The organism is Saccharicrinis sp. 156 (assembly GCF_050589685.1).
Taxonomy (GTDB): Bacteria; Bacteroidota; Bacteroidia; order Bacteroidales; family Marinilabiliaceae; genus Saccharicrinis.
On record NZ_JBNGOS010000002.1, the window covers coordinates 86,025 to 110,914 of the forward strand.

Below are 24,890 nucleotides of genomic sequence, written 5' to 3' on the forward strand. Positions count from 1 at the left end.
AATATTTGATTTTTATTGCAAATAATAAATGCTTTGAATAATGAGTTGGACGAATTATCACGGTCATTGCAAATTCTGCGACGGTCACGGGCAAATAGAAGAGTATATACAGCAAGCTATTAAAAACAATATGAAGGCGATTGGCATATCATGCCATGCCCCCGTACCTTTTGATTGTTTTTGGACAATGAAGCCAGATGATGTGGATGACTATCTGCAGCAGATACAGGAATTAAAGCTAAAATATCAATCCAATATACATGTTTATACTTCTTTGGAAATAGATTATATACCTGGTATAACCGGCCCCGACCATCCAATTCTGAGCGATATTAACCTGGATTATAAAATAGGTTCGATTCATTTTGTCGACAAATTTAAGAATGGAACCCCATGGCCTATAGATGGCAGTTTCGATGAGTTTACAAAAGGGTTGGATGAAATATATAATGGAGATATTAAAACTGCCGTGCAGCGCTTCTTCCAGCTTAACAGGGAAATGATTAATACACAAAGTTTTGATATTATAGGGCATTTCGACAAAATTAAAATGCACAATGTTACAAAACCGTTGTTTGATGAAAATGCCGATTGGTATTTAAGGGAAGTAAATGATACGTTAGACTGTATTGCATCAAAAAATATTATTGTTGAAATCAATACCAAATTGTACGAACGAAACGGTTTGTTGTTTCCGGGGGTAGAACTTTTTCCAAAACTATTGGAAAAAGAGATTTCGGTCACTATAAATAGCGACGCCCATTATCCTGATAAATTAGAAATAGGTTATGAATATGTAGCCGGAGAATTACGTAAGGCGGGATTTAAAACGCTTAAAGAATTCGTCAATGGAAATTGGACCGATGTAGAATTTAATAAGTATGGTTTACTATGGTAGAAAAAGTTAACCCTTTTGTATTAGTAATTATCGATATAAAACAGAAAGATCATCAGCATGCATTATTGAAACTGATGAATGATTATATGTTGGATGATATGGGATTGAATTCCCCGTTGCCTTTAGAATTAGGGCATAGAATTATTGAGGGCTTAATGTCGCAAAACAACTATCTTGGTTTCATGCTGAAATATCAGGGTAAGTATATCGCATTGGCCAATTGCTTTGTCGGCTTTTCTACGTTTAAAGCCAAACAATTAATTAACATACACGATTTTGTGGTTGCTCCTGAATGCAGAAATATAGGTGCAGGAAATGCATTTTTGGACCTGATCAGTAACTTCGGAATTGAACATAATTACTGTAAAATAACCCTTGAAGTCCGTCACGATAATCCCAAAGCACAACGATTGTACAAAAAAAAGGGCTTTGAGGAATGCCTTCCACCCATGTATTTTTGGCAAAAAGACCTGTGATGGTAAATAAAATTATATTTTTTTTCGAACGACCATATCATCGAAATTACGATCAATAAAAAAAGTTTCAATTCTTATTAATTTATAACGGGTCTATTTGATAAAACCCTCATTGTTTGAGGTTAATAGCCAAAAATGTTACGTCACTTTTTCTTAGGTGGGCAGGTAATTCCATATTCTATATTTAATGAGTTAGGTTCTGAAAGTCAATTGCAGCAAGGCAAATCTTATGGTTTGCTAATTGTTGTTGTAACAATTTATGTTAGCCTTCGTAATAAAAACAAGTTTTGACAAAGTGTTATGCGCATGTCATTCGGTTTTGAAAGAATTGCATAATATAGATCTAACTGGTTAATCAATACCTATTATCAATAATTAGCTCGAAAAGCATTGAGTTATAACAAAAAATAGAAATATGGCTAACAAAAAGTACATATTTGATCCGGAGTCCTTGACCTACATCGCAGTAGATGTTTCGTTAAGGGCTAAAATGAAGAAATATTTACCCTATGTTTTGTCAGGTGCCTTGATTGGTATCATAGTTTTTGGGGTCATGGCTTTTGTGGGTTATGCAACACCTGTTGAAAAGTTGCAGGCTCGGCAAATAGAGAGTATGCAGAACAAATATGAACTGTTGTATGGAAGAATAGACGAAGCCAACGAAACTTTGCAGCGTTTGGCTGCCTTGGACGACAGTTTGTACAGGACGATGCTTGGCGAACACGCTTTGGATAGCCAGGTGAGACAAGCCGGTACTGGAGGTACAAACAAATATGCGGATCTAGAGAATACCAGCACACCTGAAGAGGTGATCGCGTCGTTTAAAAAATTAGATGATATAGTGGCAAAGATGAATGTCCAGGAAGGATCGTATAAAGACCTGTTCAAAAAGAGCCTGGTGAATATGGATAGGTTGCAACGCCTGCCTGCCATCATACCGGTTGCCAACTGGGATTTAAAAAGGATAGGTTCAGGGTTCTCGCCGCATAGATATCATCCTATTTTAAAAAGATGGCGTCCTCACGAGGGAATCGACCTGATTGCCAATAGTGGCACTGATATTTATGCGTCAGCCGATGGCAAAGTCAAAACAGTTCGTTTTTCGGATAGTTTCGGAAAGATGGTCGTAATTGATCATGGGTATGGCCTGGAGACCTTGTATGCGCATATGAGCAAACAGAAGGTGAAGAGAGGCCAAAAGGTTAAAAGGGGAGAGGTAATCGGTAAAGTGGGAAGTACCGGCCTTTCAGGAGGCCCGCATCTGCATTACGAGGTGCACCTTAAAGGAAAAGAAGTGGATCCCGTTAAATATTTTTTCAGCGACCTTACACCGGATGAATATAAGGCTGTAGTGGCTCAGGCACAAAGCGTGGAGAATACAATGGAGTAAATTAGATACTTAGCTTTAGTTACAATTAGAAGGAAGGAACCCGTATCGGGTTCCTTCTTTTTTTTGAGTTAGGCACGTATCAAGCTATACAAAAGGCTAAAATAGAAACGGTATTGACTTGGCGATAAACTTTGCTTAAATTAACGCAAATAAATACTATAATACTTTTTAATTGATCAGTACTTATAAATATAGGTTTATGAAGAAGTTAAGGAAATATCATATTGGTATAATATTTTTATCGCTCCTTTTTATGTTGGGCTCATGTGATGAAGAAGAAGGTTCATTGGAGGAATTTATGACCAACGAACCCGGCACAATAACCGCAAAAATTGATGGCGAAAATTTTAAGTCGGCCGGTGTATTCCCCATCACGGTTGATTTGCATATCGATGAGGATTATAACCAATATGATCTTCAGATTGAAGGAGAAAGAGAATTGAACGGATTTGAAGAACGGATCATTATTTCTTTGTTCGGAACCGATTTCAGCTCCATAAAAGCTGGGGACGTGTTTGTGGGCGGCGCTGATTTAAATATGGGGCTTAAACGCTTCGATGGCGATTTTTTCCGAATAAGCAGAACCGAGGGAGATGATACCGACATTATCAGTGATTCGGAACAGGGGCCCGCTTCTATGGCAACCGTTACGAAAATAGACTTTGATAATAGATTAATCTCTGGGACATTCTCCTTTAAATCAATCGATATTTCAGATAACACTGTTTCTTTTCAAATAACTGATGGCGTTTTTACGGATATAGGCTATTAGATAAACACAATCAAATTCAGTCAAAACACGGAAAAACCAATGTCCTCAATTTTAGCTTTTGCTATCAAAACAATGGAGAGGCAGCTTGGATAATTAAATCTATTTTGGCTTGCATCATCTTTTGAGTTGTCAAATAATTAATTTATTATTGTGTTTATCTTATTATATCTCGTTTAAATCATTCATGAGTTTATGGAAAAAGTTGACAACTCCTTACTGACAGCTTCGGTAATGCCTGATAAAAATGGCTTTTTTGGTGAGTTCGGAGGCCGTTTTGTGCCACCTATGCTGGAGCCGATTATGCAGGAAATAACCGAAGCTTACGAAAAAATTAAAGATGACACCATTTTTATTGAAGAACTTCGATATTTACAAAAACATTACACAGGTCGTCCGTCCCCGTTATTTCACGCCAAAAACCTTTCGGATAAGTTAGGGGGGGCACAAATCTATCTTAAAAGGGAAGACCTAAACCACACAGGGGCGCATAAAATTAACCATTGTTTAGGAGAAGCACTTTTGGCCAAAAGAATGGGCAAAAAAAAGATCATTGCCGAAACTGGTGCGGGACAGCATGGTGTTGCTCTGGCAACGGCAGCGGCCCTCGTTGGTTTAGAGTGTGATATTTACATGGGAGAGGTGGATATAGAAAAGGAGCATCCTAATGTGGTACGAATGGGCATATTAGGGGCTAAAGTTATTCCCGCGACACATGGGTTAAAAACATTAAAAGAGGCTGTTGATGCTGCTTTCGAAGCTTATTTAAAAGATCCTGTTAACCAGTTGTATGCTATCGGTTCGGTCGTAGGCCCGCATCCATTCCCCATGATGGTTCGCGATTTCCAGTCGATAGTTGGCGTTGAGGCCAAAGAACAAATGATGGAAGAAGCAGGGAAACTGCCAGATAACTTAATTGCTTGTGTGGGCGGTGGCTCCAATGCGATAGGTCTTTTTTCTGCTTTTCTTGAGGATCAGGAAGTTAATATTTATGGGGTGGAACCGGCAGGGACTAGCTTTAAAACAGGCGATCATGCGGCTACTTTAACACTAGGTAAGCCGGGAATGATCCATGGGTTTAAATGTTATTTGTTGCAGGACGATAAGGGAGAACCTGCCCCGGTAAATACCGTGGCCAGTGGACTGGATTATCCCGGTGTCGGACCTCAGCATAGTTATTTGAAAGATATCAACCGTGTTAAGTACGAAAGCATAACAGACAAAGAGGCTGTTGATGCCTTTTTTGCGTTATCCCGCCTGGAAGGAATAATTCCGGCATTGGAAAGCTCACATGCCGTGGCGCAAGCCATGAAATTAGCACCACAACTGTCAAAAGAAAAAACCATATTGGTAAATCTGTCCGGAAGAGGGGATAAGGATATTGATTATGTGGTTGAAAAATTTGGAAAGGAATATGGCTTGTAAAAGTCGTGTGTCCCCTAAAAAATCCGATGCTTTTTGTATCGGATTTTTTATTGCTGTTGAAACAAAAGTTATGGACTAAAGGTTACTTGTAAGTAACTATTAAATTGAACACCATGAACAACACCTATAGAACATTACTATCTGCTATTGTAATTGCCTTATTAACGCTAGGGGTTAATGCCCAGACTTCCTTTTATGACTTCAAAGTCAAAACCCTGGAAGGGGAAGAATTTTCATTGTCTCAATTGAAAGGTAAAAAAGTGTTGGTGGTGAATACCGCTTCTAAATGTGGGTTGACTGGACAATATGAGCAACTGGAAGCTGTTTATAAAAAATACGGGGGGGATGATTTTGTGATTATTGGATTCCCCGCCAATAATTTTATGAAACAAGAACCCGGAACTGCGGAAGAAATCAGAGCTTTTTGTACAAAAAATTACGGGGTTACTTTTCCTATGATGGCAAAAATATCTGTTAAAGGCGACGATATGGCTCCCGTTTATCAGTGGTTAACGCAAAAAGAAAAAAATGGCCTAGAAGACAGCAGTGTAAAATGGAACTTTCAAAAGTATTTAATTGATGAAGAAGGGAATTTGGTAAAAGTAATATCACCCAGGACGAAGCCCGATGATGAAGAGATTTTAAATTGGATTGAAGGGAAAAGTTAAGTTATTTACTGGTTCTACAATTGAGTGAGAAGGTCGGTGCGCATGGCTACCGGCTTTTTTTGTGCAAAAGTATATTCGATTTCGATAATTATTCGCAAATTCGGGCATTAAAAATTAGTTTATGTCAAGATTAAGAGGTTTTGCCAGCGATAATAATTCGGGGGTTCATCCGGATATACTGCAAGCGATAGAAAAAGTAAACAGCGGCCACTCGGTTGGTTATGGTGATGATGAAGTTACCCGGAGAACCATTGTTAAATTTAAGGATATATTTGGGCAGGAAACCGAAGTTTTTTTTGTTTACAATGGAACGGGGGCCAATGTTATTGCTATCCAGGCCTTGGCTAGCCCGTATCATGCAGTTATCTGTCCCGAAACGGCACATGTTAATGTGGATGAGTGCGGGGCGCCGGAAAAGCATTCAGGATGTAAGCTCTTATCCATAAAAACGGATACGGGAAAGCTAACGGTGGAAGGTATAAAGTCGTACATGCATGGAATTGGTTTTGAGCATCATTCTCAACCTAAAATAGTAAGCATCACGCAGGCAACGGAGCTGGGCACCCTATATACTATTGAAGAGATAAAGGAAATTTCCGGTTATGTTCACCAAAACAATATGTATCTGCATATGGATGGAGCCAGAATTTCGAATGCAGCGGCTTCTTTAGGATGTACGTTTAAGGAAATGACGGTGGATGCCGGGGTGGACGTTTTGTCCTTTGGTGGAACCAAAAACGGATTGATGTTTGGTGAAGCGGTGCTGTTTTTTAATCAAAACACAGGAGCCGTTAAGTATATTCGCAAACAAACCGCACAGCTTCATTCAAAAATGCGATATACTGCGGCGCAGTTTGAAGCGTTACTCGAAAATGATTTGTGGTATAAAAATGCAAGTCATGCCAATAAAATGGCCTCGAAATTAGCCAGTAAACTCCGAGATATTCCGCAAATAAAGATTACCCAAAAAGTTCAAAGTAACGGTGTTTTTGCCATTGTGCCTGATGAAATAATTGAACCGTTACAGCAAGAGTTTTTCTTTTACGTGTGGGATGCCGAAAGGTCGGAGGTCAGGTGGATGACCTCTTTTGACACGCAGGAGGAGGATATTGATGATTTTGTTGATTTGATTAAAGAAAAACTGGCTGTCTTGGCCTAAAATATCGCCATGGATAAATACGACTTCGAACTGGAATTCAAGGTAAGGGATTATGAGTGTGACCTGCAGGGGATAGTAAACAATTCGGTTTATCAGAACTATCTTGAACATACGCGACATGAGTTCCTGGAGACTGTAGGTTTAAATTTTACGGATTTGAACGACCGTGGAATCAAGGCAGTGGTGGCCAGGGCCGATCTTCAATATAAATATCCGTTGAAAAGTAACGACAGGTTTGTGGTCAAATTAAAATGTGAGCAAAAAGGGGTAAGGATTATGTTCTACCAAAATATATGTAGGTTACCCGATAATAAACTGTGTTTGAAAGGAACCATAACGACCACTACGTTAATCGACGGTAAATTGGGAATTTGCAATGAGGTTGTGGAAGCATTGGCAACAAACAGTTGTAAATAGATCAATGGCAAAGACGACTATCCTGACCTATCGTATGTAATGCAAATCAATCGCTTGTCCGGGATACGACATTTCTAACACGATAACTTCACCTTCCGCATAAGGGCCATGAATCTCTCTGGGCGACTTGCATAGTGGCCCGCTTTCGGCCATAGGTTATATAATCCCGTTTTTGATGGCATATTTTACCAAACCGGCACTGTTTTTCAGTTCCAGTTTAAAAAGGATATTTTTACGGTGAGTTTCAACGGTGTGCTTGCTCAGGTGCAGTTGGGTTGCTATTTGGGAGGTGGTTTGCTGTTCAGCGATCAGCCTAATAATTTCAATTTCTCTTGGTGATAGGAGAGGGTGAGCAGCGTCATTATCTTCCTGTAAAAGACTGGCCGACATCTTTGCATCTATATATGATTTACCTGCCTCCAGTGCTTCAAAGGCCTGTAAAATTTCGTGACTGCCCGAATCTTTTAATACATAGGCATTGACACCTGTTTGTAAAGTTTTTCTGATAAACTCTTTTTCTTTGTGCATCGATAATATCACAATTTTTAAATGGGGATATTTTTTTTTCAATATCGCCGCAGTCGTGATGCCATCTTTTCCACCCGGCATTTCAATGTCCAGAACCAGATAATCAGGTGCCCCTTTACTATGGATCAGTTTTAATACCTCCTCGCCGTTGGGCGCAGTTCCCAGCACTTCCATGCCACTGGATTCGGCCATGGATACCAATCCTTCCAAAAGTATATGGTGGTCGTCGGCGAATATTACAGTCTTGTTTTTCATGTTTTATGTTAGTTGTCACACATGTATGAACGCCATAAAGCTGAATCAATCTTTGATCTATCCCTCATCCATCTTGTGCAATCTACCCCTGAATTGGAATTGAGATGTTCACCAATGTACCTCTTCCCAGAAAGGAATCGATATTAAATTTGCCGTTTAATATTTTTATCCGGTACGAAATGCTACTTAGTCCATTTTTTAATTCCACATTTTTCGAATCAAAACCTATTCCGTCATCTTCCACTATCAGATTGATGTTCTTTTTATTGTTGGTCAGCTGAATATTGATGTTTTGCGCATTGGCATGTTTAATTGCGTTTTGCAGCACCTCCTGAAAAATTCTGAATATCTGTATCTCGCGCATTAAGTTTTGTCTGTTTTCATACCCAAACTCGGTAAATATAGTATGGTGCGAATACACTTCTTCCACTCTTTTTAGCTCGCTTTTGATGGCGGCAACCAGTCCCATCTTTTTAAGCGTACCAGGCATAATGTTATGTGCTATGCTTCTTACTTCCCGGCTTAGTTCATCCAAAAGATGTAAATCACGTTCTTCGGTTATTGCCGTTGTATTGGTCAGGTTAATTTTTAAGGATGCGATTAAGCTCCCCACACTATCATGAAGATCGGATGCGATGCGTTGTCGTTCCTCCTCCTGCGTTTCGGTAATTAAGCGTATGGCATCTTGTTGCAGTTTATTCTGTTGATGTTGTCTGTAGATAACAAAAACGAAAATGGAAAGTACAACCAACAACAAAACAATTCCCATTACAATACGAATTAATTTCTTTTGTGCTTGAATTTTGGCTTCGTGTTCGAGGTTGGCGTTTTTGAGGGCCAGTATCTCGTTTCCTTTTTTCTCCGAACGGTATTTGATTTCCAGTTCTGAGACGGCTTTTAAATTTTTATCGTTCACCAAACTATCGTGTAGGTTGATAAATTGGGTTCGTACTTCCAACGCTTTTTTATAGTTGCCCATGTTCTCATAGAGTACAGATAAGTTGTATAATCCATCTCTTTCTATATCGCGGTAATTTAACTCCCTGGATAGTTGTAGACCTTTTTGAAAATATTCCATGGCATCATGGTACCTTTCCAGTTTTGATAAGGCATGACCGACATTTTGATAGCCTATGGCCACAGATGCTTTGTCGTTGACAGCTTGAGCAATCTCCAATGCTTTTTTATAATGGATATAGGCATTGGTGTTGTCCAGCTTTCTCTCATATACCACGCCAAGGTTATTATATATTTTTGAGACTGACAATATGGATGAATCTCTTCCATAGGCATCCAAAGCGCTTTCAAACATAATGAGGGCACTGTCTGTTTTGTTTTGCATTCCATAAACCATTCCCAGGTTTGAAGAGGCTTTTGTAAAAAACTCCGTTTGACCAAACTCTTTTGATTGGTGGATGGCTTGATGAAGATATTTCTGCACTGTGCCCCAATTGCCCAAACGGATATGTACATTACTTAAGTCGATAAAGATCTTTGGTTTTAGGCTATCTAAACTAAAATCATCGCATAGTTTGAGCGCCTTGAGATGCCCGTCGATGGCTTTTTGATGATCGCCCGTGAAATAATGGGCTTGCCCCAAGATACCATAAAGATGAACCTTTTCAGCAGGCCATATATTTTCCGATAATTCCAATGCCAATTGGCCATGTTTAAAAGTGCTGTCGTATTGATGCCGGTTTAAATAAGATTGAGCCAACGTTGCATGTTGAATGTAACGGATAGAGTCTTCTTTCGTGTCATTGGTTATATTTTGCGCCGGCAGGTGTGTATTTATAAGAAAAGCGAACCCCAAAAATAGCAATAGCCACGATAAATAAATCGAAGAATTATTGGATTTGAAAGGCTTTTTTACGAAAGTCATGGAGATGAAATTAAACCGTTATCATACATCAAAACTAAAGATAAGTTATTTTTAATTACGATTCAAGTATTTTTTATATGTTAGATGTATAATAATGTTGTAATGAAAGAAATAATACCATCATTTGGATGCCGGGTTTTTCAAAGCATTGATTAAAACCTTTCTCAACTCATCGTCGGATTTAGCATTTAACCAATTCCGTTCAAAATTTTTACTGGTGGCTATTTCAACAATCCACGAAACTACGTGCAAATGATAATGCCATTCATCTTTGGTTTTGACAATAACAAAACCCGTATGTATGGGAGCGTCGGATTTTTGAAACGTGATTCCTTCCCTGTCTCTTACCAATAATATCAGTATATTGTTCCTTCCTTTAATATTCAATGTAACGCAGGCAATACCTGAGCGGATAATAGTTTCGGGTACTTTTTCGTGTTTTTTTAACTGTGCCAGTAATTTTACCGGACTAATTTTCAGTTTTTCCGATAGCAATTCGGCAACGGTCTCGGTTACTTTCTTTAATGAGGTTGATTTTTCGATATCTATCAAAGGGCAGTCCCTTATCATCCGGATAAACCGGTTATGTGTAATGTCGTCTCTCTCAATAAGTATCTTGCGTAATTCTTCGTCCAAATACCGGTCGGTTTGTTGAATACCGGTTAAGCGTTCAACGATGTGTAATATCGCATATTCGCGTTTAATTTTTCCTCGGGTGAAAAAAAAGTACCAAATAAGGGACAAAGCAACAAGGATACTCACAAATAAGATAGGCGTTGTTCCCATCTTAATAAATAACAGGCTATAACATATAATCCCGAATATCTGTATCCATGGATACAAAGGGGCGATATACTTTGGACGGTAATGACTAATGTTGCCTTCGCGCATAAAAATAACGGCCATATTGGATAGGATAAACAAAAAGAGCTCTAAAGCTGAAGCTGTTTTTACAAAACTGTCCAGGTCCAAAAACAGGATGACCGTAATCATAAATATTGTGGTAACTACAATAGAGACCCAAGGGGCGCCATTTTTAGAAATTATACTGAATGTTTTAGGCAAAAGGTTGTCCTTTCCCATTGCCAAAGGGTTTCGGGAAGCTGACATTAAACCTGCATTACCTGTGGAAACAAATGCCAAAATAGCTGCGATACTCATAATTACCAGTCCCAGTGTACCCATTATATAGTCTCCGCCCAGAGATATGGGCATAAGGGAAGTTTTTAGTTCATCCGGATCGAGTATGCCGACGGTCACAAAAACAACCAATATATAAAGAGCAGAAACAATAGCCCAGGAATAAAACATACCTAGCGGGATGTTTTTACTGGGATTCTTCACCTCACCGGCAATGGCTGCAATTTTTGATGTGCCCGAAAAGGATATAACGATAAAGCCTGCCGTTGTGAAAACAGGAACAATACCCATGGGTGTAAAAGGTATAAACCGGGTAAGATCAACTGAAAAGGCTCCTATGGTGACATACGCAATAAGTAGCCCAATCAAGAATAAAACAATAATTCGCTGAAATTTACCGGCCATTTTAACGCCATTCAGATTAATGACCATAAAAAATAAGCAACAGGCCACACCGATGGTCTTAATTTCTGTTAAGCTGATATCGGGTTTAAACAGAATTACAAATATGCCAATGGCAATTAGTGAAAAAGCCGATTTGAAGGCCAATGATAACCAGGCAATAATTCCGGCCAGGGTACCCACTGCCGGACCCATGCTTCTATCTACAAAAAAGAATATGCCACCTGTTTTGGGCATGGCCGAAACAAGTTCTGATTTAGACAATATGGTTGGAATTAAAATTAAACTGCCAATGGCGTATGATAATATTATGGAAGCCCCTGTCTTGGCATAGGCGAGTGCAGGCAGCACAAAGAGTCCCGAACTGATCATAACCCCGGAGGAGATGCAGATCAAATCTAACAGACCCAGTTCCTTTTTTAGCTTTTTCTCTGCCATGATGTATTCCTTAATCGAGCTGTCATTTTCCGCACTTTTATAAGATACTAAAACATGTGATAATAAGCTAATTTTATTGAATGGCGATGCGCTCCGGTATGTTGTTGGTTACGGCGGTGTCGTATACAAATTAGTAGGTGCAATCTGCGCAGCCATAATTCAATACGCTTGCAAAAAAAACTGATTTATACGTAGCCCCTAACTCGTAGTAAAAAAAATCAAATTCTGTTTTTTTTTCATTTAATTCTTGCACATTAATAAAATGTACTTAATTTTGTTCGTTAAAATACGAACGTAAATTAAGAAATGAGTTTTAAATTAGAGATAGAAACGGTAAAACAGCAGAAAATTGCCAGATATGCCAAAGCACTGGGACATCCGGTAAGGGTGTACGTGCTGGAATTGTTATCGAAACAGGCTTGTTGTTACAGTGGCGATTTAAGCGAGGAATTGACTATTGCCAAGTCAACTCTTTCGCAGCATCTAAAAGAGCTGAAGGATGCAGGTTTGATACAGGGGGAGATAGAAACGCCCAGAATTAAATATTGTATCAACAAGGAAAACTGGGCGGAAGCACAGCTATTATTCAAGGAATTTTTAAGGATTTAAAAAAAATTTGAAACACATGTTCGTTGTTTTACGAATAATAAAATTAAAATGAACTAACTCAACAACTCAACAACTCAACAACTCAACAACTCAACAAATAAATAACTCAACAAATAAACAGTAATTATGGATATTCAAGTATTGGGCACAGGATGTGCAAAGTGTAAAAGTCTGGAAAAGGTAACAAGAGAAGCCGTTGAACAATTAGGGATTGATGCAACCGTGACGAAAGTGGAGGACATCGTTAAAATCATGGAGTTTGGCGTGATGACCACCCCTGCTTTAGTGGTGGATGGTAAGGTTGTTTTAAAAGGCAGTGTTCCAAAGGTTGATAAGCTGAAAGAACTTTTGCAATAGAATTGGAATAGTTCGAAAACAAGGATCTGATAAACTGATAAAATAAAAAGGTTTCTTTTAAAAATATTTTGGACAGCCTTAGTTTATAATTTAATAATACTTTAACAAAATGATGACAACAAAAAATTTATTACAACTATTATCGATGGCAGTTTTAACTTTCGGTATTCAAAGCTGTACTTCAAGTTCTGCAAAGCAAACTGCACAAACAGAGACTAAATCATGTTGTGAGCAAACAGCAAAAGCTGACCAGGCATCTTGTTGCAGCGCTGAAAATACTCAGACTAAAAGCTGTTGTTCATCTTCCACACAGGTTGCAAAAGCTGATGTTCAGGCCTACTATTTTCATGCCACACGTCGCTGTGCCACTTGCCAAGCGGTGGAAAAAGTAACTGCCGAAACACTGAAGGCAAAATACGAAGGTAAAGTTTCTTTTGCGTCCATCAACAGGGAAGAGGAAAAAGATAACCCTTTACTGGCCAAATACAAAGTGAATGGACAAACCTTGATTTTGGTTAAAGGGGATGAGGTGGTAAATCTTACCAACGAGGCATTTATGAATGCCCGTACAAACCCTGAAAAATTGCAAGCCAAATTGGTTTCTACCATAGAAAGATTGCTGAATTGATACCAACATAATACTCGATTACGGTAATGTTTTTGACAAGAAAGCGTCAAAGACAAGGCGTAAAGGAGTATGTTATGTATAATATTACAAAGACATTTAAATGGAGATATTAAACAACATACTAGAGAACGCCCAAATTCCGATGGTATCCGCTTTTATACTCGGGTTAATGACAGCCATTAGCCCTTGTCCTATGGCTACAAATATTACGGCTATTGGTTTTATCGGCAAAGACATCGAGGATAAAAGAAGAGTATTCTTTAACGGGGTGATTTATACGCTGGGTCGCGGAATCACATATACCTTGCTGGGACTATTGTTTTTTCTGGGTGCCGGACAATTTAACCTAACAGGCTTGCTGCAGGAATGGGGCGAAAAAATTCTGGGACCGTTATTAATTATCATCGGGTTGTTTATGTTGGGGCTTATCAAAATAAAAATCCCGGGTATCACAGGCTTAACCAATAAAATGGAAGAGAATTCCAATAACGGTTTTTGGAGTGTCTTACTGTTGGGAATCGTTTTTGCATTGGCTTTTTGCCCATACAGCGGAGTGCTGTTTTTTGGGATGCTCATTCCTATGACCATAAGCAGTGTAAGCGGCCTCTATTTGCCGGTGGTGTTTGCTCTGGCCACCGGTATCCCCGTGATCCTATTTGCCTGGATATTGGCCTTTAGCGTGGGTTCGGTGGGCAGACTCTATAACGGAATGAAAAACTTCGAAGTCTGGTTCCGCAGAGTGGTTTCTGTTGTGTTTATTGGAGTGGGAGCGTATTACTCCGTTTTGTATTTTCTGTAATAGGTGTTGAAGTAAGGATATTTTAAGGACGGGGTGAACTATTTAGGCATTGAAAATATTCACCCCGTCACTTTTTTCTTAAATTTGTTAATGCTCGTTCCATTCATACATGCTTAATGGAGCAGGAAGTGTACCTGCATCGCAAAGTATGCATATTGAACAGTTATAAACAGTGGTGTATCGTTTGTATAGACCACCTGGAACTAAGGTGATTAACATGACTAAGAAAACAACAAATCAACAGCAAAAAGGGCAGGCAAATAAAAAAGCTGGCTCCAAATCAAAAACCGTAGACGAGAAACCCTTTCCCGTAGTTGGGTTAGGGGCATCGGCAGGTGGGCTTAACGCTTTAAAATCCTTTTTCTCCAATGTTTCCGAAAAAAGCGGTATGGCATATATCGTTGTGGTGCACATGTCCCCGACGAAACCCAGCATGCTGTCCGGTCTGTTGCAATATGTAACCCCGGTTCCGGTACAAGAAGCCCGGGACGGGCTATTAGTTGAACCAAACCATATTTATGTGATCTCACCCGGCAAGGATATCTCATTATTTAACAATAAGATTCACTTGCTCGATATCGTGAGTAAACATATTATTCACCCTATTGACCATTTTTTCAAATCCCTTGCCCTGGACAAGGGGTGTTATTCGGCTGCCGTTGTTTTATCGGGCACAGGCACAGACGGAACACTCGGACTGAAAGAAATAAAAGCCAATGAAGGACTGGTATTGGTGCAGAACAGGGAATCGGCCGAACACGATGGGATGCCCGTGAGTGCCTTCGACACCGGTATAACCGACATGGTGCTGAAGCCTGAAGAAATGCCGGGCAAACTCGTCGAATATTTTTCAAAACCTCAAGAAAGCACTGGATCAATAGAACCAATGGATAAGGTCCATCAAAAATGGCTGGACAAGATCTTCTCTATTTTACGGACCCGGGTTGGAATGGATTTTTCAACCTACAAACAAAACACTTTAATCAGGCGCATTAACCGGCGTATGAGCTTAAACCAAATAAGGTCGCACGAAAACTATGTTCGCTTCCTGCGCGAGAATTCAACCGAAATAGATGCCCTGTTCCGTGAACTGTTAATTGGGGTAACCAGCTTTTTCCGTGATGCCGGGAGTTATGATGCCCTTAAGGACAAAGTATTGCCCGATATTATTGGCGGGATTGGAAATGATGCAACTTTCAGGGTATGGATTCCCGGATGCTCCACCGGCGAAGAAGTCTATTCGCTGGCCATTATTTTGCACGAATTCCTGGAGAATATCCCCAAAAATATAGAATTGCAATTGTTTGGTACCGATATCGATGAATTTGCCATCAAAAAAGCCAGGGAAGGCACATACCCGCTAAGCATCGCCACGGAAATGAGTAAGGAACGCCTGGACCAATATTTTATTAAGGAAGGGGAATATTATCGCATCGGTAAGGTGATCAGAGAGTGCACTATTTTCTCGGTCCAGAATATCATCAAGGATCCGCCATTCTCACACTTGAATATGCTTTGCTGCCGTAACCTGCTTATCTACCTGAACACCGAGACGCAAAAAAAGCTGATGCCTTTATTCCACCACACGCTTAATCCAAATGGGATTTTGATGCTGGGGTCGTCAGAAACTATTGGGGGGTTTGGTTATCTATTTAAGGTAATGGATAAAAAATGGAAGATATTCAAAAGAAAGGAAATATCAAGCGCACAACGTCAGATTATAGATTTTCCGAGTGGAGGCATTTCAGATGGGGCTATTCAAAGGAAAGTCTCTTCGACCCGGGTGAAACCCAACATAAACTATAGCCAGTTGACCAAAAAACTTCTTTTGGACCAATTTTCCCCCACCGCAATTCTTATTGATGATAAAGGTGAAATAATACATGTTCAGGGTCGGACAGGTAAATATCTTGAAACACCCGGCGGGCCACCTACTCATAATATCCTGAATTTAGCAAGGGAAGGGTTGAAAATTGAGCTTTTCACCGCCCTGCGCGCTTCTAAAACCTCGGGGAAACAGGAAACCAGAAAACGGATTCCGGTTAAAACCGACGGCGGCGTGCAGATCATTGATTTGCATATATGTCCGATGAAGGCACCCAATGAATTAACCGGATATTTCCTGGTGGTTTTAAATGATATCGAAATCAAGTCAACTCCTGTTGATTCAAAAAAAGATTCAAAGGAATTTTCTTCAAAAGATTCATCAAGGATCGCGGAACTAGAGGCAGAACTGCTAAATACCCGTGAAAACCACCAAGCCACCATTGAAGAGTTAGAGTCTTCCAACGAAGAATTAAAATCCACCAACGAAGAGCTGCAGTCGACCAATGAGGAACTGCAATCCACCAATGAGGAACTGGAATCGTCCAAGGAAGAGCTTCAATCCTTAAATGAAGAATTGCAGACGGTCAACAGCGAACTTCAAGGCAAATTAGAGGAACTATCGGCAGCGCACGATGATATGCACAACCTGTTAAACAGTACTAAAATTGCTACCATTTTTGTAGACAACCAATTGAACCTGCGGCGATTTACTTCGGAGGCCAGATCCATTATCAACCTAATCCCGACAGATAATGGGCGGCCTTTAAATCATGTTGTAAGCAACCTGGTTTACGATAAACTAATAACAGACTGCGAGGATGTTTTAAAAAGCTTAATCCCTAAAGATGTTGAGGTACAAACCAATAATGGGGAATGGTATAAAATGCGCATATTGCCCTTTCGCACTATTGATGACCGGATTGATGGCCTGGTTTTAACTTTTTCATCCATCGATCTTCAGAAAAAAGCCCAGGAAGTGATTATTACCCATGCGATGGATTTAACGCGTTTAATTTTCGATATGAACAATGAGCCCATGGCCGTTCTTGATAAAGATGGCAATATGGTTATTGCCAATACCGCCATGTCGTCCGCAATTGAAGTGATTCAAAAAACCGTTACCGGAACGAATATTTTTTCCGCCTTGGGTATCAAAACAGGTGATTCTGAATTGAAATCAAAACTGGATAATGCACTCAAGAAAGCAGAGGGATTTTCAATCGGAGATTTCGTGTTCGCCAATCAAAAAGAAAAACAACATTACATCCTTGAGGCCAGTACAATAAATGTGGAACCTGATTTCCCTTATCGAATCCTATTGCGATTTATACGGCAAGAATAACGATCATAAAAAAACCGGAACAAAACCAATAATCCTGAACACACCGTAACCTACAATGCCGGAAAACCCAAGGTGTTCATATGTTAAAACCATACCGCGTAGCGGTTATGGCATTGTAGGTTACGGCATTGTAGAACAATGTTACGTTTTGAAACGATACCGCGTAGCGGTTATGGCATTGTAGGGTTACGGATTTGTAAAAAAACGTTCATGTGTTAAAACCATACCGCGTGGCGGTTATGGCATTGTAGAACAATGTTACGTTTTGAAACCATACCGCGTGGCGGTTACGGCATTGTAGGGTTACGGATTTGTAAAAAAATGTTCATGTTTTGAAACCATACCGCGTGGCGGTTATGGCATTATAGAACAATGTTACGTTTTGAAACCATACCGCGTAGCGGTTACGGCATTGTAGAACAATGTTACGTTTTGAAACCATACCGCGTGGCGGTTATGGCATTGTAGAAAAATGTTACGTTTTAAAACGATACCGCGTGGCGGTTACGGCATTGTAGGGTTACGGATTTGTAAAAAAAATGTTCATGTTTTGAAACCATACCGCGTGGCGGTTATGGCATTGTAGAAAAATGTTACGTTTTAAAACGATACCGCGTGGCGGTTACGGCATTGTAGGGTTACGGATTTGTAAAAAAAATGTTCATGTTTTGAAACCATACCGCGTGGCGGTTACGGCATTGTAGAAAAATGTTACGTTTTGAAACCATACCGCGTAGCGGTTACGGATTGATTAAATGGAAAATTGTATGTAAATTATGATGAATTTAATCTGACATAATTATGAAACCAGGAACTTTCACGCAAATTTATATTCAGTTGGTTTTTTCTCCCTTTCACAGAGAAGCACTTTTAGTTGATAAGATTCGGCCTCGTGTTTTTGAATACATGGGCGGTATTATTCGAACTTTGAACCATAAGTCAATAATAATTAATGGCATGAAAGATCATGTGCATCTTTTGGTCGGATTGAATCCAAAAGTATCTGTTTCGGACACCGTTAAAGAAGTCAAAAGGCTTTCATCGATTTTTATAAATGATTTGAAGGTATTTAATGGAAGGTTTCAATGGCAGGAAGGTTTTGGTGCATTTTCTTATGGTCGATCACAATTAGATGACATTTACAATTACGTAAAAAATCAGGAGGACCATCATCAAAAACAGTCGTTTAAGAAGGAGTATTCGTCTTTTCTAAAAAAATTTGAGGTAGAGTTTGATGAACATTATCTATTTAAATATTTTGAATGAACACACCGTAACCTACAATGCCGGAAAACCCAAGGTGTTCATATGTTAAAACCATACCGCGTGGCGGTTACGGCATTGTAGGGTTACGGATTTGTAAAAAAAACGTTCATGTGTTAAAACCATACCGCGTGGCGGTTACGGCATTGTAGAAAAATGTTACGTTTTGAAACGATACCGCGTAGCGGTTATGGCATTGTAGGTTTACGGATTTGTAAAAAAAAACGTTCATGTGTTAGAACCATACCGCGTGGCGGTTACGGCATTGTAGAACAATGTTACGTTTTGAAACCATACCGCGTAGCGGTTACGGATTGAATAAATGGAAAATTGCAGATGACCATTCCCTATTTCTCCCTCCTCCTAATAATTTAGTATATTCGTGACAATACATGCTCATGAATAAACAATAAAGCCCTGGCCACAAGTTTCCAACTTGCTTGCGGTATCTATTAACCGGTGAACAGAAAGGTATGCAACACGACAACAATAAATCCGACAAATTTGAAACACTCCGCCAACGGGCAGAAGAGTTAATTAAGCATCAGCCCGTTGGCACAAATGCGGATTCCGCCGACATGCTCGAACTGATCCATGAATTAAAGGTACAGCAGATCGAACTTGAACTCCAGAACGAAGAACTCCGGCAGTCGCGGCAGGAAATATCCGACCTTCAACTGGAGTACGAGAACCTGTACGAGTTTGCCTCCTGCGGTTATATAACCATCAATGCAAAAGGTATTATTACCCGTGCAAACCTGATGACGGTCACGTTATTACAAACGGAACGCCGGTACCTGTTGCATTCAGGGTTCAGCCATTTTATAGTACCGGGCTGGGAAGGTGCCTATCACGAAACCCTTAAAGAATCCATCAAAACCGGGGAGAAGCAGCGTATCGAGCTGCCTCTTCAAATCAATGACAACCCGCCAGCGTGGGTATTGGCAGAAATAGAGGCTGATTGTGATGATTCAGGAAAATTGCATCGGTGGCGGATGATGCTCATAGACATTACCTTACGAAAGCAAAGCGAAGCCATCAATATAAAGAACAAAGAGGAGCTGGACGCTATTTATAAAAATGCCCCAGTTCTGCTAATGCTAATTGATAAAGATAGAAGGATAAAAAAAATTAACAAGTATGGAGAAAAGTATATTGGGGCATCTTCGCATGACCTGATTGGATTACGCGGCGGCGAAGCCATCCGGTGTATACATCATCTTGACCATCCTAAAGGGTGTGGGGTTGGACCTTCCTGTGTTCAATGCCCTATTCGCAATAGGGTAATGGATACCTTTGAAAAAGGGATAACCCATGAAATGAAAGAAGCTTCGTTACCGTTGTTAATAAATGGTGAAGAAAAAGAAGCGACATTCCTGATCTCAACGGCCTTGCTTAGTTTAAAAGAAGAACCTGAAGTCATGGTAAGTATAGTTGATATTACCGAACGGAAACGGATGGAAAAAGCCCTTAGGGAAAGCGAGGATAGATACCGGTCGTTATTTAACAATTCAACCATCGCTGTTAGCATCACATCCTTCTCCGGCAAGGTGCTTAAAGTCAACGATAAAATGTCTGAAATATCGGGATATTCACACGAGGAACTGCAAACTGTTACCACAGATAAGGTATATGTGGATTATAATGACCGCAAGAAATTACTGGAAATCATAGAACAACAGGGGAAGGCAGATGATTTTGAATGCCGGATAAAAGCTAAGAGCGGAAAGCTATACTGGGCCCACATGTCGGTGAAAAAAATCATTTACGGAGGTGAAGATGCGCTTTTAACCTCAATGTTGAACATCACAAAATTAAAGGAAACTGAGAAGTCGCTCAAGGAAAGTGAAGAAAGGTACAGGACCATTTTTGATAACGCCCCCATTGGATTTCATATTCGCGACCTTTCCCATCGAATGATAGATGCCAATCCTGCTTCCTACCACATGCACGGTTATTCCAGGGATGAATTTTTGTCCTTAGATATTCATCAATATATTGGTAAAAATTTATTGGAGAAATTAACCCAAATTACAGGAAAAATTCAAGAAGGTAAATCCACCCATGTATACGGTACAAACGTAAGAAAAGACGGAACTGAGTTTTCTGTAGAAGTAAAAGTTGTTCCAATTCATTTATACGGGAAAAGACATATGCTTACGATTATACAGGATATTTCAGACCGGGTAAAAGCGGAGGAGGAGCTAAGGGAAAGCAATGAGAAATTCATTCGCCTGTATAAAAAATCCCCTACTGGCATAATGATTGTTGGAATGGATGGAACTATCCTCGATTATAATCATGATACCACCATTATGGGCCTTTCCCGTGAAGAAGTAATCGGGAAAAAGTATTCTATGCTTAATTTATCCTGCAAAAAAAATCTTAATGATATATTTAACCAGTTGTCCAATGGTGATACTATCAGCTTTGAATGTGAGTCAGAATTACCATCCGGCAACGTCATTACGCTTAAGGTATACACAACAGCCATTACCTACGAAGGGAAAAATAGCACTATGTTTACCATGCAGGATGTTACCAAGCGTAAAATTGCCGAGGATGCGTTACAATGGAGCAACGCACTCCTTAGGGCAACAGGGCAGGTAGCCCGCGTAGGCGGATGGGAATTAATCGCCGAAACGCTGGAGGTAAGGTGGACAGAAGAGACGTATCACATCCATGAGGTGCCGCCGGATTGCAAACACTCTTTACAGGAATCCATTAACTTTTATCATCCCGAAGAACGTAAACGACTATCAAAAGCCATTCAAGACGCTTTAAAAAATGGTAAACCCTTCAACATGGAACTTCGGTTTATTACTGCCCGGGGAAATCCTTTGTGGATTAGGTCCATCTGTAAACCCCAGATTAAAGATGGAAAGGTGGTAAAGCTACTGGGCGCATTTCAGGATATTACCGAACTTAAAAAAACGGAAGAAAATTTATTAAGAAAGACGAAGCAGTTACAATCCCATACCCGGCATCTACAATCGGTACGCGAAGAGGAAAGAACGGCTATCGCCAGGGAAATACATGATGAATTTGGCCAGGTATTGGCGGCCCTCAATATGAATTTGTCAACCATAGAACGGGAAATAAAAGATAAAAACAAACCGGTGGATCGGCAGGGAATATTAACCGAACTGAAAGAATCGAAGAATGTATTGACTACAGCCATCAACGACGTAAAAAAAATGATTACCGAGCTCCGCCCGCAGGTGCTTGATGTCTTCGGCGTTATACCGGCCATACAACGGCATCTGGATGAATTCGGGCGAAGGAACAGGGTTCGGACAGATTTTAGCTCGAATATTGATCGTATTGATTTTGATAAAGACTCCAATATCGCACTGTTCCGGATAGTTCAGGAAGTGCTGACCAATGTTGCCAAACATGCCAAAGCTTCCAGGGTAAATATGGTGATTAAAAAAAGTAAAAAATATCTCACGCTTACAATAAGCGATAATGGGGCTGGTTTTGACTTAAATGTACGGGAACAAAAACAATCGTTTGGGTTGCTGGGTATGGAAGAGAGGGTACTTCTGCTGAATGGGGAACTGAAAATAAAAAGCGAAGCAGGACAGGGGACCAATATATGGATTAAGATACCATTGCCGGGAAAACCGCATTGAGAAACGAAAAAAGAAACACCGTGTAATCATTGCATCGCTGGTGCCGATTTGCCCGCCTTCCGCCCATGGCCTAGAGCTAAGGGGTGAACGAATCCTTCCCCCTTGGAAAAGGGGGCGGTCTTGGATCTTTCTGACGACTGTAACTATGCAGGGGGATTGACTTCCAGGGCTGGCACACCACAGCCAATGGCATCAGTTCCTCGTGTGGTTTGTTTGTATTCGAATAAAACAAGTATACTTCAAAAATTATTGTATATTTGAAATAGATACCCGTAACACAAATACTAGTATAACACATCTATTCAATACTAAACAATAAACCGACCTATTCGTGATTAAATTACTGATAGTGGATGATCACTTTCTTATCCGGGAAGGATTAAAAAAGACACTTAAAACCGAGAAGGACATTTGGGTTGTTGGCGAAGTACAAAAAGGAGCCGAAGCATGTGGTTTTATCCTTAAAAATGAATGTGACCTGATCATACTGGATATTAACTTACCCGACCGAAACGGGCTGGATGTGCTAAAAGATATAAAAACAATAAAGCCCGACATGCACGTCCTTATGCTGAGTGTTAACCCGGAAGAAGAATTTGCTGTCAGGGCTATTAAGGCCGGCGCCTCGGGATACATTACCAAAGACCGGGCACCCGAAGAATTAATTAAGGCCATTCGAAAGTCGATAAGCACCGGACGATATATCAGTGAACAGTTAGCGGAAAAACTTGCATGGGATTTAAACACAGGTTCATCGGAAAAACTTCATGAAAAACTGTCGGACCGTGAATTCCAGATATTATGCCAGATAGGTTCCGGTAAATCAACCAAAGAGATAGCAGCAAATTTAGCATTAGGCATCAGTACGGTCAACACCTACAAATCCCGTATCTTCAAAAAAATGAATTTCGATTCCACTTCCCAGCTTATCCGTTATGTCGTAAAAAACAACCTATAGTCATTTACGCTACATTCTTATCGTAGTTTTAACTACAACAGCCGAGGTTATTTCACTACACGGTATTTCCATGATTATAAATATACTTGCTATCGAGTTTGAAAAAGTATATTAATAATCAATCCAGGTTTATGTTAGAGCATCAGAAAAATGTTTTGAACGGAGTAGTTGATTTCAAAGAACTGTTCAGAAAAGAACTTATGAAATCCATGTTATGGTTAAATGTGAACGAACGGACTATATTGATCAAATGGGTTTGTGATAACTTCCGGAACCGGCACCCCGAAATTTATGAAGAGGTGCTTTGTTTGGGACATGACTGTATCGCACAATCCGGTTCGTAAGTACATGGATAAACGGTTTCATGCCCCAATAAAACACCCTAAATTTTATTAAATATATGAAAAATATCTACGAAGAATTACAAGCCAAAATTCTGATTGTTGAAGACGATGATGAAACTTTAGTGATGCTTCAACACATGTTAGAAAACAAGAATTACACCCTTGTTTCATCCGGTAGTGAACATTCTATTGAAAGTGCCTGTACGGAACAACCCGATGTCATACTGATGAACCTTAAGTTAAAAAACACGACAGGTCTGTTTCTATTAAAAGAGATCAAATCAATTCCTGACCTTCAGCGTACCCCTGTGATCATGGTTTCTGAAATTAACACACCCCTGTATTGGGAAGAAGCCTTTAAACGCGGAGCCGCGGCTTATCTGGTAAACCCAGTTCATTTAGACTATCTGGTTAAACGAATAGATAAAATGCTTAAGAGAAGGCAACAAGAAATTACCTATGGGAGTGAGGTGTAACCCTTGGGTAAAACCGGCTTAGTATTAATCCATTTGTAGTCGATTGTGCTACATTTCAATCGTTATTTTACCTACAAAACCCATTGCTATTTAACTACAGGCAAATGCCCGGAATTGTAATATATTTAAAACACCTCCGTGAAGTTCATCAATATAAATATTATTTCTAATACTAAAGATAAAAACAATATAAAATGAACGCTAAGAATGTAGAAGTAATAAACAGCCTGTTCAGCGAAGTTTTGGAAAATCTTGGAAATCCCAATTCCTATCTTCTTACATCCATTATTGCATTGAACAAACTGGCCAAAGTACTGTACAGCCCCGATCTGTACATCTGGACAGAAATACAGATGGGAAATCCCACATATACCACAGTTCTGGAAGATTGGGTACGGTGTTATATTAAAAACAGACAAGAAAAAACAAAAGAGACCAAAGAATTGCTCAAAAAAGCAACCCAACCCATCGATAATCTCGGAATTATTATAGGTAGTCATATCACCCTTGAAGAACTGATGGCCAGATCAAAAGAATCCGGCGGAGGGTTTCGGCATATCGGATTTATAGAAGCCAAATACAAGCACCTATTAAAAACCAATAAAGAAAATCAGGGTGTATACAATAGGTCTCATCTCGCAACCACGCTTTCCATCATTAAGTCGATGGCGTATAGAATGGCCGTTAACAACAGAATTGAAGAATCAATTGCTAAACCATCTTATGCAGAACAGCATGAGTGAGGTGAATATAGCCTTATTAAATATAAATGTACGCAATAAATATAAACTATTTTAAGAAAGGA

The 24,890-nt window shown here is 39.8% G+C and carries 23 protein-coding genes; 19 read left to right on the forward strand and 4 right to left on the reverse strand.

The features are described from left to right. Positions 1-40: 40 nt before the first annotated feature. From ACRD64_RS01080 to ACRD64_RS01115, 8 genes are all read left to right on the forward strand, one after another. Positions 41-898: a histidinol-phosphatase gene (locus ACRD64_RS01080; RefSeq protein WP_430931297.1), complete on the forward strand. Its 858-nt coding sequence runs from the start codon at positions 41-43 to the stop codon at positions 896-898. After that, the gene (locus ACRD64_RS01085; RefSeq protein ID WP_430931298.1) at positions 892-1,374 is read left to right on the forward strand and encodes a GNAT family N-acetyltransferase; all 483 of its coding nucleotides are present in this window, start codon (positions 892-894) and stop codon (positions 1,372-1,374) included. Before ACRD64_RS01080 ends, ACRD64_RS01085 begins: the two co-directional genes overlap by 7 nt. 415 nt (positions 1,375-1,789) lie before the next feature. Continuing rightward, the gene (locus ACRD64_RS01090) at positions 1,790-2,764 is read left to right on the forward strand and encodes a M23 family metallopeptidase (protein WP_430931299.1); all 975 of its coding nucleotides are present in this window, start codon (positions 1,790-1,792) and stop codon (positions 2,762-2,764) included. Between the two features lie 199 nt (positions 2,765-2,963). After that, entirely contained in the window at positions 2,964-3,536 is a 573-nt protein-coding gene (locus tag ACRD64_RS01095) for a hypothetical protein (protein WP_430931300.1), read from the forward strand. 192 nt (positions 3,537-3,728) lie between these two features. Then, positions 3,729-4,958: a tryptophan synthase subunit beta gene (gene trpB, locus ACRD64_RS01100; RefSeq protein ID WP_430931301.1), complete on the forward strand. Its 1,230-nt coding sequence runs from the start codon at positions 3,729-3,731 to the stop codon at positions 4,956-4,958. A 113-nt stretch (positions 4,959-5,071) separates the two neighbouring features. After that, positions 5,072-5,626 (forward strand): glutathione peroxidase, encoded by a 555-nt coding sequence (locus ACRD64_RS01105; RefSeq protein WP_430931302.1) that lies wholly within the window; start codon positions 5,072-5,074, stop codon positions 5,624-5,626. A gap of 121 nt (positions 5,627-5,747) precedes the next feature. After that, positions 5,748-6,785 (forward strand): threonine aldolase family protein, encoded by a 1,038-nt coding sequence (locus ACRD64_RS01110; RefSeq protein ID WP_430931303.1) that lies wholly within the window; start codon positions 5,748-5,750, stop codon positions 6,783-6,785. Positions 6,786-6,794: 9 nt separating this feature from the next. After that, positions 6,795-7,202 carry an acyl-CoA thioesterase gene (locus tag ACRD64_RS01115; protein WP_430931304.1) on the forward strand — a complete coding sequence of 136 codons (408 nt, stop codon included), beginning with the start codon at positions 6,795-6,797 and terminating at the stop codon, positions 7,200-7,202. 27 nt (positions 7,203-7,229) lie between these two features. On the opposite strand, the gene ACRD64_RS01120 is transcribed toward ACRD64_RS01115, so the two are convergent. From ACRD64_RS01120 to ACRD64_RS01135, 4 genes are all read right to left on the reverse strand, one after another. Then, positions 7,230-7,355, reverse strand: a complete 126-nt coding sequence (locus ACRD64_RS01120; protein ID WP_430931305.1) for a hypothetical protein — start codon at positions 7,353-7,355, stop codon at positions 7,230-7,232. Between the two features lie 3 nt (positions 7,356-7,358). Next, a complete protein-coding gene (locus ACRD64_RS01125; RefSeq protein WP_430931306.1) occupies positions 7,359-7,985 on the reverse strand; it encodes a response regulator in 627 nt (208 codons plus the stop codon). Positions 7,986-8,067: 82 nt separating this feature from the next. Beyond that, positions 8,068-9,867 (reverse strand): tetratricopeptide repeat-containing sensor histidine kinase, encoded by a 1,800-nt coding sequence (locus tag ACRD64_RS01130; protein WP_430931307.1) that lies wholly within the window; start codon positions 9,865-9,867, stop codon positions 8,068-8,070. A gap of 120 nt (positions 9,868-9,987) precedes the next feature. Further along, positions 9,988-11,847: an amino acid permease gene (locus tag ACRD64_RS01135; RefSeq protein WP_430931308.1), complete on the reverse strand. Its 1,860-nt coding sequence runs from the start codon at positions 11,845-11,847 to the stop codon at positions 9,988-9,990. Between the two features lie 306 nt (positions 11,848-12,153). Between ACRD64_RS01135 and ACRD64_RS01140 the strand changes: the two genes are divergently transcribed. The 11 genes from ACRD64_RS01140 (at position 12,154) to ACRD64_RS01190 (ending at position 24,828) form a co-directional block, all read left to right on the forward strand. Further along, positions 12,154-12,456 (forward strand): ArsR/SmtB family transcription factor, encoded by a 303-nt coding sequence (locus ACRD64_RS01140; protein ID WP_430931309.1) that lies wholly within the window; start codon positions 12,154-12,156, stop codon positions 12,454-12,456. 126 nt (positions 12,457-12,582) lie between these two features. Then, positions 12,583-12,813 carry a thioredoxin family protein gene (locus ACRD64_RS01145; RefSeq protein ID WP_430931310.1) on the forward strand — a complete coding sequence of 77 codons (231 nt, stop codon included), beginning with the start codon at positions 12,583-12,585 and terminating at the stop codon, positions 12,811-12,813. 109 nt (positions 12,814-12,922) lie between these two features. Next, positions 12,923-13,441 carry a nitrophenyl compound nitroreductase subunit ArsF family protein gene (locus ACRD64_RS01150; protein ID WP_430931311.1) on the forward strand — a complete coding sequence of 173 codons (519 nt, stop codon included), beginning with the start codon at positions 12,923-12,925 and terminating at the stop codon, positions 13,439-13,441. A gap of 100 nt (positions 13,442-13,541) precedes the next feature. Further along, positions 13,542-14,240 carry an aromatic aminobenezylarsenical efflux permease ArsG family transporter gene (locus tag ACRD64_RS01155; RefSeq protein ID WP_430931312.1) on the forward strand — a complete coding sequence of 233 codons (699 nt, stop codon included), beginning with the start codon at positions 13,542-13,544 and terminating at the stop codon, positions 14,238-14,240. Positions 14,241-14,457: 217 nt separating this feature from the next. Next, positions 14,458-17,409 (forward strand): chemotaxis protein CheB, encoded by a 2,952-nt coding sequence (locus ACRD64_RS01160; protein ID WP_430931313.1) that lies wholly within the window; start codon positions 14,458-14,460, stop codon positions 17,407-17,409. A gap of 801 nt (positions 17,410-18,210) precedes the next feature. Further along, positions 18,211-18,675 (forward strand): IS200/IS605 family transposase, encoded by a 465-nt coding sequence (gene tnpA, locus ACRD64_RS01165; protein ID WP_430931314.1) that lies wholly within the window; start codon positions 18,211-18,213, stop codon positions 18,673-18,675. Between the two features lie 470 nt (positions 18,676-19,145). Beyond that, positions 19,146-22,307: a PAS domain S-box protein gene (locus tag ACRD64_RS01170; RefSeq protein ID WP_430931315.1), complete on the forward strand. Its 3,162-nt coding sequence runs from the start codon at positions 19,146-19,148 to the stop codon at positions 22,305-22,307. 331 nt (positions 22,308-22,638) lie between these two features. Continuing rightward, positions 22,639-23,265: a response regulator gene (locus ACRD64_RS01175; RefSeq protein ID WP_430931316.1), complete on the forward strand. Its 627-nt coding sequence runs from the start codon at positions 22,639-22,641 to the stop codon at positions 23,263-23,265. Positions 23,266-23,396: 131 nt separating this feature from the next. After that, positions 23,397-23,609 carry a hypothetical protein gene (locus tag ACRD64_RS01180; protein ID WP_430931317.1) on the forward strand — a complete coding sequence of 71 codons (213 nt, stop codon included), beginning with the start codon at positions 23,397-23,399 and terminating at the stop codon, positions 23,607-23,609. A 56-nt stretch (positions 23,610-23,665) separates the two neighbouring features. Continuing rightward, a complete protein-coding gene (locus tag ACRD64_RS01185; RefSeq protein WP_430931318.1) occupies positions 23,666-24,085 on the forward strand; it encodes a response regulator in 420 nt (139 codons plus the stop codon). 194 nt (positions 24,086-24,279) lie between these two features. Next, positions 24,280-24,828 (forward strand): hypothetical protein, encoded by a 549-nt coding sequence (locus tag ACRD64_RS01190; RefSeq protein WP_430931319.1) that lies wholly within the window; start codon positions 24,280-24,282, stop codon positions 24,826-24,828. Positions 24,829-24,890 lie beyond the last annotated feature (62 nt).

Excerpts from the sequence above, each read along its gene's own strand:
- ACRD64_RS01080 (WP_430931297.1), top strand. The coding sequence starts at position 41 with ATGAGTTGGACGAATTATCACGGTCATTGCAAATTCTGCGACGGTCAC.
- ACRD64_RS01085 (WP_430931298.1), top strand. The coding sequence starts at position 892 with ATGGTAGAAAAAGTTAACCCTTTTGTATTAGTAATTATCGATATAAAA.
- ACRD64_RS01090 (WP_430931299.1), top strand. The coding sequence starts at position 1,790 with ATGGCTAACAAAAAGTACATATTTGATCCGGAGTCCTTGACCTACATC.
- ACRD64_RS01095 (WP_430931300.1), top strand. The coding sequence starts at position 2,964 with ATGAAGAAGTTAAGGAAATATCATATTGGTATAATATTTTTATCGCTC.
- trpB (WP_430931301.1), top strand. The coding sequence starts at position 3,729 with ATGGAAAAAGTTGACAACTCCTTACTGACAGCTTCGGTAATGCCTGAT.
- ACRD64_RS01105 (WP_430931302.1), top strand. The coding sequence starts at position 5,072 with ATGAACAACACCTATAGAACATTACTATCTGCTATTGTAATTGCCTTA.
- ACRD64_RS01110 (WP_430931303.1), top strand. The coding sequence starts at position 5,748 with ATGTCAAGATTAAGAGGTTTTGCCAGCGATAATAATTCGGGGGTTCAT.
- ACRD64_RS01115 (WP_430931304.1), top strand. The coding sequence starts at position 6,795 with ATGGATAAATACGACTTCGAACTGGAATTCAAGGTAAGGGATTATGAG.
- ACRD64_RS01120 (WP_430931305.1), bottom strand. The coding sequence starts at position 7,355 with ATGGCCGAAAGCGGGCCACTATGCAAGTCGCCCAGAGAGATTCATGGC.
- ACRD64_RS01125 (WP_430931306.1), bottom strand. The coding sequence starts at position 7,985 with ATGAAAAACAAGACTGTAATATTCGCCGACGACCACCATATACTTTTG.
- ACRD64_RS01130 (WP_430931307.1), bottom strand. The coding sequence starts at position 9,867 with ATGACTTTCGTAAAAAAGCCTTTCAAATCCAATAATTCTTCGATTTAT.
- ACRD64_RS01135 (WP_430931308.1), bottom strand. The coding sequence starts at position 11,847 with ATGGCAGAGAAAAAGCTAAAAAAGGAACTGGGTCTGTTAGATTTGATC.
- ACRD64_RS01140 (WP_430931309.1), top strand. The coding sequence starts at position 12,154 with ATGAGTTTTAAATTAGAGATAGAAACGGTAAAACAGCAGAAAATTGCC.
- ACRD64_RS01145 (WP_430931310.1), top strand. The coding sequence starts at position 12,583 with ATGGATATTCAAGTATTGGGCACAGGATGTGCAAAGTGTAAAAGTCTG.
- ACRD64_RS01150 (WP_430931311.1), top strand. The coding sequence starts at position 12,923 with ATGATGACAACAAAAAATTTATTACAACTATTATCGATGGCAGTTTTA.
- ACRD64_RS01155 (WP_430931312.1), top strand. The coding sequence starts at position 13,542 with ATGGAGATATTAAACAACATACTAGAGAACGCCCAAATTCCGATGGTA.
- ACRD64_RS01160 (WP_430931313.1), top strand. The coding sequence starts at position 14,458 with ATGACTAAGAAAACAACAAATCAACAGCAAAAAGGGCAGGCAAATAAA.
- tnpA (WP_430931314.1), top strand. The coding sequence starts at position 18,211 with ATGAAACCAGGAACTTTCACGCAAATTTATATTCAGTTGGTTTTTTCT.
- ACRD64_RS01170 (WP_430931315.1), top strand. The coding sequence starts at position 19,146 with ATGCAACACGACAACAATAAATCCGACAAATTTGAAACACTCCGCCAA.
- ACRD64_RS01180 (WP_430931317.1), top strand. The coding sequence starts at position 23,397 with ATGTTAGAGCATCAGAAAAATGTTTTGAACGGAGTAGTTGATTTCAAA.
- ACRD64_RS01185 (WP_430931318.1), top strand. The coding sequence starts at position 23,666 with ATGAAAAATATCTACGAAGAATTACAAGCCAAAATTCTGATTGTTGAA.
- ACRD64_RS01190 (WP_430931319.1), top strand. The coding sequence starts at position 24,280 with ATGAACGCTAAGAATGTAGAAGTAATAAACAGCCTGTTCAGCGAAGTT.